This window comes from Mesorhizobium sp. Cs1321R2N1 (genome assembly GCF_037179725.1).
GTDB lineage: Bacteria > Pseudomonadota > Alphaproteobacteria > Rhizobiales > Rhizobiaceae > Mesorhizobium > Mesorhizobium salmacidum.
The window spans coordinates 1-6,665 of record NZ_JAPYKP010000216.1 but is presented as its reverse complement, the minus strand read 5'-3'; the positions used below and the strand labels follow the sequence as shown (position 1 = coordinate 6,665).

The 6,665-nt window shown below is 64.4% G+C and carries 10 protein-coding genes and 1 pseudogene; 7 read left to right on the top strand and 4 right to left on the bottom strand.

Features of this window, described 5'->3' with window-relative positions:
- A partial coding sequence (locus O7A61_RS30295; protein ID WP_337132875.1) for an SDR family oxidoreductase occupies positions 1-592 on the top strand: 592 nt, incomplete at its 5' end.
- A 78-nt stretch (positions 593-670) separates the two neighbouring features.
- Entirely contained in the window at positions 671-883 is a 213-nt protein-coding gene (locus tag O7A61_RS30290) for a tautomerase family protein (RefSeq protein ID WP_027144271.1), read from the top strand.
- A gap of 167 nt (positions 884-1,050) precedes the next feature.
- Here the strand turns inward: O7A61_RS30290 and O7A61_RS30285 are convergent, their stop codons facing one another.
- Both O7A61_RS30285 and O7A61_RS30280 read right to left on the bottom strand, forming a co-directional pair.
- The gene (locus tag O7A61_RS30285) at positions 1,051-1,866 is read right to left on the bottom strand and encodes an oxidoreductase (RefSeq protein WP_337132874.1); all 816 of its coding nucleotides are present in this window, start codon (positions 1,864-1,866) and stop codon (positions 1,051-1,053) included.
- Positions 1,867-1,917: 51 nt separating this feature from the next.
- On the bottom strand, positions 1,918-2,214 hold the full coding sequence (locus tag O7A61_RS30280; RefSeq protein ID WP_337132873.1) for a YciI family protein: 297 nt from the start codon (positions 2,212-2,214) through the stop codon (positions 1,918-1,920).
- Positions 2,215-2,328: 114 nt separating this feature from the next.
- Here O7A61_RS30280 and O7A61_RS30275 point away from each other — a divergent pair, with 114 nt between their 5' ends.
- Entirely contained in the window at positions 2,329-2,781 is a 453-nt protein-coding gene (locus tag O7A61_RS30275) for a winged helix-turn-helix transcriptional regulator (protein WP_337108191.1), read from the top strand.
- Positions 2,782-2,852: 71 nt separating this feature from the next.
- Here the strand turns inward: O7A61_RS30275 and O7A61_RS30270 are convergent, their stop codons facing one another.
- Positions 2,853-3,764: a transcriptional regulator GcvA gene (locus tag O7A61_RS30270; RefSeq protein ID WP_337132872.1), complete on the bottom strand. Its 912-nt coding sequence runs from the start codon at positions 3,762-3,764 to the stop codon at positions 2,853-2,855.
- Between the two features lie 215 nt (positions 3,765-3,979).
- Between O7A61_RS30270 and O7A61_RS30265 the strand changes: the two genes are divergently transcribed.
- From O7A61_RS30265 to O7A61_RS30255, 3 genes are all read left to right on the top strand, one after another.
- Positions 3,980-4,162: a DUF1127 domain-containing protein gene (locus tag O7A61_RS30265; protein WP_337108189.1), complete on the top strand. Its 183-nt coding sequence runs from the start codon at positions 3,980-3,982 to the stop codon at positions 4,160-4,162.
- Positions 4,159-5,037 (top strand): NmrA family NAD(P)-binding protein, encoded by an 879-nt coding sequence (locus O7A61_RS30260; protein WP_337132871.1) that lies wholly within the window; start codon positions 4,159-4,161, stop codon positions 5,035-5,037. Before O7A61_RS30265 ends, O7A61_RS30260 begins: the two co-directional genes overlap by 4 nt.
- Before the next feature lie 129 nt (positions 5,038-5,166).
- Positions 5,167-6,267: a KamA family radical SAM protein gene (locus O7A61_RS30255; RefSeq protein WP_337132870.1), complete on the top strand. Its 1,101-nt coding sequence runs from the start codon at positions 5,167-5,169 to the stop codon at positions 6,265-6,267.
- An 8-nt stretch (positions 6,268-6,275) separates the two neighbouring features.
- Here the strand turns inward: O7A61_RS30255 and O7A61_RS30250 are convergent, their stop codons facing one another.
- A complete protein-coding gene (locus tag O7A61_RS30250; protein WP_337132876.1) occupies positions 6,276-6,539 on the bottom strand; it encodes a 4'-phosphopantetheinyl transferase superfamily protein in 264 nt (87 codons plus the stop codon).
- Here O7A61_RS30250 and O7A61_RS30245 point away from each other — a divergent pair.
- Positions 6,540-6,665, top strand: a pseudogene (locus O7A61_RS30245) (flagellar basal body rod C-terminal domain-containing protein); the annotation flags it as partial.

Genomic DNA, 6,665 nt, shown 5'->3' with positions numbered 1-6,665 from the left:
CATCGAAGCCGATGGCGGCAAGGCGATCGCCGTGCAGGCCGATATCGCCGGTCCGGCCGGCATCGCCAGCCTTTTCGATGCCGGCGAGAAGGCGTTCGGCGGCATCGATATCCTTATCAACAATGCCGGCATCATGAAGCTTTCGCCGATCGCGCAGGCCGATGACGCCTTCTTCGACGCCCAGGTCGCGATCAATCTCGGCGGCGTGTTCCGCGGCATGCGCGAAGGCGCAAAACGCCTTCGCGATGGCGGCCGCATCGTCAATTTCTCGAGCAGCGTCGTTGGCCTCTACCAGCCGGGTTACGGCGTCTATGCCGCCACCAAGGCGGCGGTCGAGGCGATGACGCACATCCTGGCCAAGGAGCTTGGCGCGCGCCGCATCACCGTCAACGCGGTGGCGCCCGGGCCGGTCGAGACGGCGCTGTTCACGGACGGCAAGAGCGCGGCGCAGATCGAGGCCACCACCAAAATGATCCCGCTCGGCAGGCTCGGCCAGCCCGACGACATTGCCGGGGTGGTCTCGTTCCTGGCCGGGCCGGACAGCGGCTGGGTCAACGGACAAATCATCCGCGCCAATGGCGGCGTGATCTGAGGCGGCGGGCCGCTGCTGCCTTGCCGACCTGCTCCATCCCAAAACCTGAAACCAACCTCCAGAAACAAGGAAAAGATCATGCCGTTCGCCAACATCAAGATGCCGCAGGCGGCGCTCTCCAAGGCGCAGAAGGAAGACCTCATCCATCGCACGACTGCCATGTTCGTCGATTTTTTCGGCGAGGGCGTGCGGCCCTACACGATGGTGCTGGTGGAGGAAGTCGCCGACGGCGGCTATGGCCGCGCCGACGAGGTTTTCATCGTGCCGGAAGCTTTTCGCGCCAAGGAATAGGCCTCCGAACGCGATACCCGTCATATGACGACTGGTGGCGGCGCACACCAACGTCCGCTCTGTTCGTGGGGTATGGTGCGGGGGCCGGGTGGGCAGCTCTTGGCTGTCCACCTGTCTCGCTTCGTTCAGGGCGGCGTCTCAAAACTGGCCCCGAACGGCGGCGTTTGTCACGCCGGCAGGTTCATCTGTTTTCGAAGGCTTTTGTCGAAAGCATTCGCGGGAACGAACCGTCGCAGCAGGTACAGGCGGTGCGCCTGCTTGCTGGCGGGATAGCGCAGCTTCGGCGATGTCGCGGTGGCCGCGGTGACGACCGCCTGGCCGACGATCTCGGGAGCATCGCCGGCTTCGATCGCACTGTTCCAGACCGCGGTCGCCGTTGCCCGTGCCTGATCATAGACGCTCATCATCCTGTCCGGCTTCGTCGCATTGTGATCGAGAGCGGTGCGGGTGAAGGCCGGTTCGACCAGCAGGACGCGAACACCGAAGGGACGGACCTCATGATCCAGCGATTCGGAATAGCCCTCGACGGCATGTTTCGTCGATGTGTAGAGCGCGCTGAACGGGCTGGGGACAAAGCCGACGACCGAGCTGATGTTGACGATCCGGCCGCTACCCTGGCGCCGCATGATCGGCAGTACCTCGTTTGTGACGCGGATGAGACCGAAGACGTTGACGTCGAAAAGGGCCTTTGCCTGTTCGACCGACGATTCTTCCGCGCCCGCGATCAGTGCATTGCCGGCATTGTTGACGAGCAGGTCTATGCGCCCGGCCTGGCTTACGACCTCCGACACCATGCGTGCGACGGAGTCCGCATCGGTCACGTCGCAGCTCAGCATGGTGATCCCAGCCGGCGACCCGGTTGTGGCTTTCCGGCTCGTGCCGAAGACGCGGTAGCCGGCCGACAGAAGGGCCTTGGCCGTTGCAAGTCCGATACCGCCGGCTGCCCCGGTGATGACGGCGACGCCGCGATTTTTGGTATTCATTTCAATATCCTTCGAGATGTACGGGTCATGGCGCTTGTGCTGACGGACCTGTCAGCCGCGCACGCTCAGGTGAAGCATGGGGTGATGTTCGTAATGGCCGGCGCCATTCCTCACGATGGGGTCTTGCGAGGTTATCGCCTGGATGTCCTGGTCCTCGGCGATCCGGTAGAGCGACAGGCCATAGCCGCCGCCTGGATCCATCACCGGACCATGGGCGACGATCAGTCCGCGATCGAGCAGTTCGTCCAGAAATGCGCCATGCTGCTTCATCCATTCCCGCTCGTCGCCGGTCATGGTCGCGAGAAAGTCGGCGCGGGGCGGGATGTACTTGCACAGATAGAACTTCATTTGGGGACTCCAGCGGCGCGCTGTCCGGCCGTCACCTTCACTTTTCGGTGGAACGGCTTGGCGAGATCAGATACTATCAAATTAGTAGTAAGTCACTATCAAAATGGTATCGACGTGAAGAATCTTTCCAACCAGCCCTGTTTGATCGCCCGCAGCCTCGGCTCGGTGGGCGACACGTGGAGCATGCTGATCATGCGCGACGCCCATGCGGGGCTCAGCCGTTTCGACGAATTTCGCAAGAACCTCGGCATCGCCCCGACGATGCTGACCAGCCGGCTGGCAACCCTGACGGAGGAAGGGCTGCTGGAGAAACGGCGATATTCAGAGCGGCCGCCACGCGATGAATATGTGCTGACCCAGGCGGGTCAGGATTTGCTTCCCGTGCTGTTTTCGCTCGCCGCATGGGGGGCAAGGCACCGGGGCGGTGGCAATTTCACCCGGTTCTTCGACGCCGAGACAGGAACCGAAATCGACCCGGTCAGCATCGATCGCGGGACCGGAGCGCCGATCGGCAGCCGTCCCATCCAGATCGTGATGCCCAAGCGGCCTGACGAGCCGTCGGACTGACTGGCTGCGTAGCCTCCGCTCCGAACGGCGGCGATATCTCGCCGGTAAGAGAGGGAAGGCGGGCGTTCGGATCAGCCGCTCTTCTTCGCGCTGACCCAGTCGACCGCGATCTCGGCGAACAGCCAGTCGCGGAAGGCCCTGATCTTCTTCTGGCGCAGCGCGCCTTCGGGATAGACGATGTAGTAGCTGGCGGCTGATTTCAGCGCGAGGTCGAAGGGCCTGACCAGCCGGCCTGCCGCAAGATCAGCCGAGACCAGCGCGCTGCGGCCCAGCAGCACGCCTTCGCCATGCACGGCGGCCTCGACGGCGAAGGTGGCGGAATCGAAGCGCACGCCGCGTTTGGGGTCGATGCCTTCGACGCCGGCCTGGTCAAGCCATGTCGCCCAGTCGATGCGGAAGGCATCGTGGATCAGCTTGTGATGCCTCAAATCCCCGGGCTGCCGCAGCGGATGGTCGCCTTCCAGGAGTTCGGGACTGCAGACGGGGAAGACCTCTTCGTCGGCGAGGAATTCCGCCGTCACCCCGGTATAGCCGCCACGCCCGTAGCGGATGGAGATGTCTATGCCGTCGCTGACGAAATCGGCCAGCACGCCCGAGGTCGCCAGCCGCACGTCGATGTCGGGATTGGCGCGATGAAAGCGATGCAGCCTCGGCACCAGCCAGCGCCCGGCGAAACCATCCGACGTGCTGACGTTGAGGATGCGGGTCGAGCGGTCGGGCGTGGCGGCGATGGTGGCGGCGGCGATCTGGTCGAGCGCCTTGCCGACCTCCGCCGCATAGGCCGCGCCGACAGCGGTGAGGCGCACGGAGCGTGTGCCGCGATCGAAGAGCTGGATGCCCAGCCTGTCCTCGATGTTGCGGATGGCGCGGCTGACCGCGCCATGGGTGAGGTTGAGCTCTTCGGCGGCCTTGGAGAAACTCAAATGTCTCGCGGCCGCGTCGAAGGCGGGCAAAGCGGTGAGGGGCGGCAATCTGCGCGGCATGGTTCGACCTGTGAGCGTTGCTCACAAATCCTGCACAAAGAGTCGTTTGTCGTCCAGCCGCGAATGACCCAATATTCAGGCGTACCAAGCATCCATACCGGACTTCCGGTTCATCGATGCGCCGAATTGACCAGACAAGTGTGAGCAATCGTCATGCTCGCCCCGCCCGGGCGACATCGGCAGACTTGCGCCCAGTGAAACACAGGAGACGGATTATGACCTTGACCCTTCGACCCATCGGGGCCGCGATGAGCGGCCTTGCCATGCGAGGCGCGGCAGCGTTCGAGCGCCGCCGCACGCTGCGCCAGATCTCCCGGCTTTCCGATCGCCGTTTGCATGACATCGGCCTCGAACGCGACTGGGACGGTTCCATTCTCGGCAATGGGAGGGGGATATGACCAGCACATTGATCATCGGCGCGACCGGACTTCTCGGCAGCGAGATGGCGAAGGCCAGCGCGCGCAATGGCGACAGCCTGCACGTCCTCGTCCGGCCCGCCACATCGGCCAATGAAGCGCGGATGCACCCGCTGAAGGAGCTCGGCGCCACGGTGCATGTCGGCGATCTCGACGATTATGACAGCCTTGTGCGCGCTGTCGGCAAGGTCGATCGCGTCATCAGCTCGGTGCATGTCGGATCGGCCAGCGAGATGACGCTGGTGCGCGCCGTCAGGGATGCCGGCGTCTCCCGCTATGTGCCGTCCGCCGGTTTCGGCCTCGACTTTGCCGCCGCCGCACCCGGCTCGATCGAACCGCTCGACATCAAGCGGGCCGTCTTCGATGCGGTCAGGGAGGCCGACCTGCCCTATACGGTGATCTACACCAACGGCTTCTTCTCGACCTGGGTGGCGACACTGGGCGACCTGACGCGCTTCGGCTCGTCGCCATTGCCGCCCGACGAGGTGACGCTCTATGGCGACGGCAATGTGCCGGCGACGTTTGTCAGCGAGAAGGATATCGCGGCGGTCACCTTGCGTGCGCTGGAGGATCCCGACGCCGTTCGCGGCGAAATCCGGATCGCGCAGAACAAGATCACGCAGAGTGCGATGATCGAGCTGTGGCGGCAAGTGAGCGGCCGCTCGCCGCGCGTCAAGCAGATGAGCCTCGAGGAGCTTGAGGCGCTGATCGCGGCGGTTCCCGGCCTTGGATTGCTGCGGGCATTCTGGATCCGCGGCGAGACCGCGCTTGAGACGGCCACGCCTGAAGCCAGGACGCTCTATCCGGAGCTGAGGTTCGAAAGCATAGAAAGCGCCTTTGTGGCGATGGCGGGCTAAAGGTGGGCGGAGGTTGTGAAGGCAAAGGTGGCGCCGTAGAGCGCGGTGGACATGGTTGGCGGTGCGACAGTGGTTGACCGCGCTGCCCATCCAGCCGATAGGTCCGCGCGAACAGCCCGAGACCTGCCGATGACCGACCTCAAAGATGCAACCCGCGCCGCCGACACCGCTTGGCAGGACGATGTCCGCGCCGGCGTGCGCCATGTGCGCGACCTCTCCTCCTTGCCGCTCTCGCCGGCCGAGCGCGAAGCCGCGCAAGCCGCCGCCACGCTCCACAAGGTGCGCGCGCCAAAGAGCTATCTCGACCTGATCGACTGGAACGATCCCGCCGATCCGATCCGGGCGCAGGTGATCCCGTCGCCGGGGGAATTGGACGAGACGGAGGGCGAGCTCGGCGACCCGATCGCCGACCATGAATTCAGTCCGGTGCCCAGGCTGACGCATCGCCATGCCGACAGGGTGCTTTTATTCCCCACCTATCAATGCGCGGTCTATTGCCGGTTCTGCTTCCGCAAGGAATCGCTGACCTCGATCGGCCGGGGCTATACGCGCGAGGCGCTGGAGCCGGCGCTGGCCTATATCGCCGGCCACCCCGAAATCCGCGAGGTGATCCTGACCGGCGGCGACCCGCTGTCGCTGCCCGATGCGGCGCTTGCCGAAATCCGTGCCCGCATCGAGACCATCCCCCATGTGCGGCTCTTGCGCATCCACACGCGTGTGCCGGTGGCGTTGCCTTCGCGCATCACGCCAGGGCTCGTGGCGGCACTGCAGGGCCGGCTGATGGTGACGGTGGTCACCCACTTCAACCACGCGCGCGAGATCACATCCGCGACTGAGGCGGCTTGCCGCACCTTGCGGCAGGCGGGCTTCGTGCTGCTTAACCAGAGCGTTCTGCTCAAGGGCGTCAACGATACGGTCGAGGTGCTGGAAGAGCTCTGCCGCGAGCTGATGTACCGGCTGGGGATAAAACCCTATTACCTGCACCATGGCGACCTGGCGCGCGGCATGGCGCACCGCCGCACCACGATCGCCGAAGGCCAGGCGCTGGTGGAAGCGCTGCGGTCCCGCCTGTCGGGCATCTGCAATCCGGTCTATGTCATCGACCTGCCGGATGGGGGAGGCAAGGTGCCGCTCGGATCTTGCCATGTCGAGGGGCAGGGCGGGCAGAGCTGGCGGATACGCGGGCTGGACGGCGAGGTGAGGGATTATTGCGAGATAGTTAGCGAATAGGCCGATGCCTATTCTGCAATAAACGCCAGCACGACCACGCGCGGGGCGATGCAGTATGCGATGCTGACATTGCGGCCCATCTTCGTTGTCGCGTGGCCGGTTTCGAGGTCAACGGCGATGTCCTCATAGCCCAGCACTTCGCGATCCAGCCGATAGGCAGCCTTGTAGACCGCTTCCTTGGCGGCGAAGAGGATGCGGCCGGCGAGCTGCCGGTCGGCTGCACCCATCCGGTCGGCGGGAATGGCTACGAGCGAGAAAATGTCGTCGGGCACAGTGCCGATGCCTTGTCCAACGCAACCGGCGTCAATGTCGATCAAGAGATGTCGCTGATGCTCGATCTCGAGCACACCTATCAGGCATCCGCCCGGATGATGAAGACCGTCGACGACATGATGACG

Excerpts from the sequence above, each read along its gene's own strand:
- O7A61_RS30290 (WP_027144271.1), top strand. The coding sequence starts at position 671 with ATGCCGTTCGCCAACATCAAGATGCCGCAGGCGGCGCTCTCCAAGGCG.
- O7A61_RS30285 (WP_337132874.1), bottom strand. The coding sequence starts at position 1,866 with ATGAATACCAAAAATCGCGGCGTCGCCGTCATCACCGGGGCAGCCGGC.
- O7A61_RS30280 (WP_337132873.1), bottom strand. The coding sequence starts at position 2,214 with ATGAAGTTCTATCTGTGCAAGTACATCCCGCCCCGCGCCGACTTTCTC.
- O7A61_RS30270 (WP_337132872.1), bottom strand. The coding sequence starts at position 3,764 with ATGCCGCGCAGATTGCCGCCCCTCACCGCTTTGCCCGCCTTCGACGCG.
- O7A61_RS30265 (WP_337108189.1), top strand. The coding sequence starts at position 3,980 with ATGACCTTGACCCTTCGACCCATCGGGGCCGCGATGAGCGGCCTTGCC.
- O7A61_RS30260 (WP_337132871.1), top strand. The coding sequence starts at position 4,159 with ATGACCAGCACATTGATCATCGGCGCGACCGGACTTCTCGGCAGCGAG.
- O7A61_RS30255 (WP_337132870.1), top strand. The coding sequence starts at position 5,167 with ATGACCGACCTCAAAGATGCAACCCGCGCCGCCGACACCGCTTGGCAG.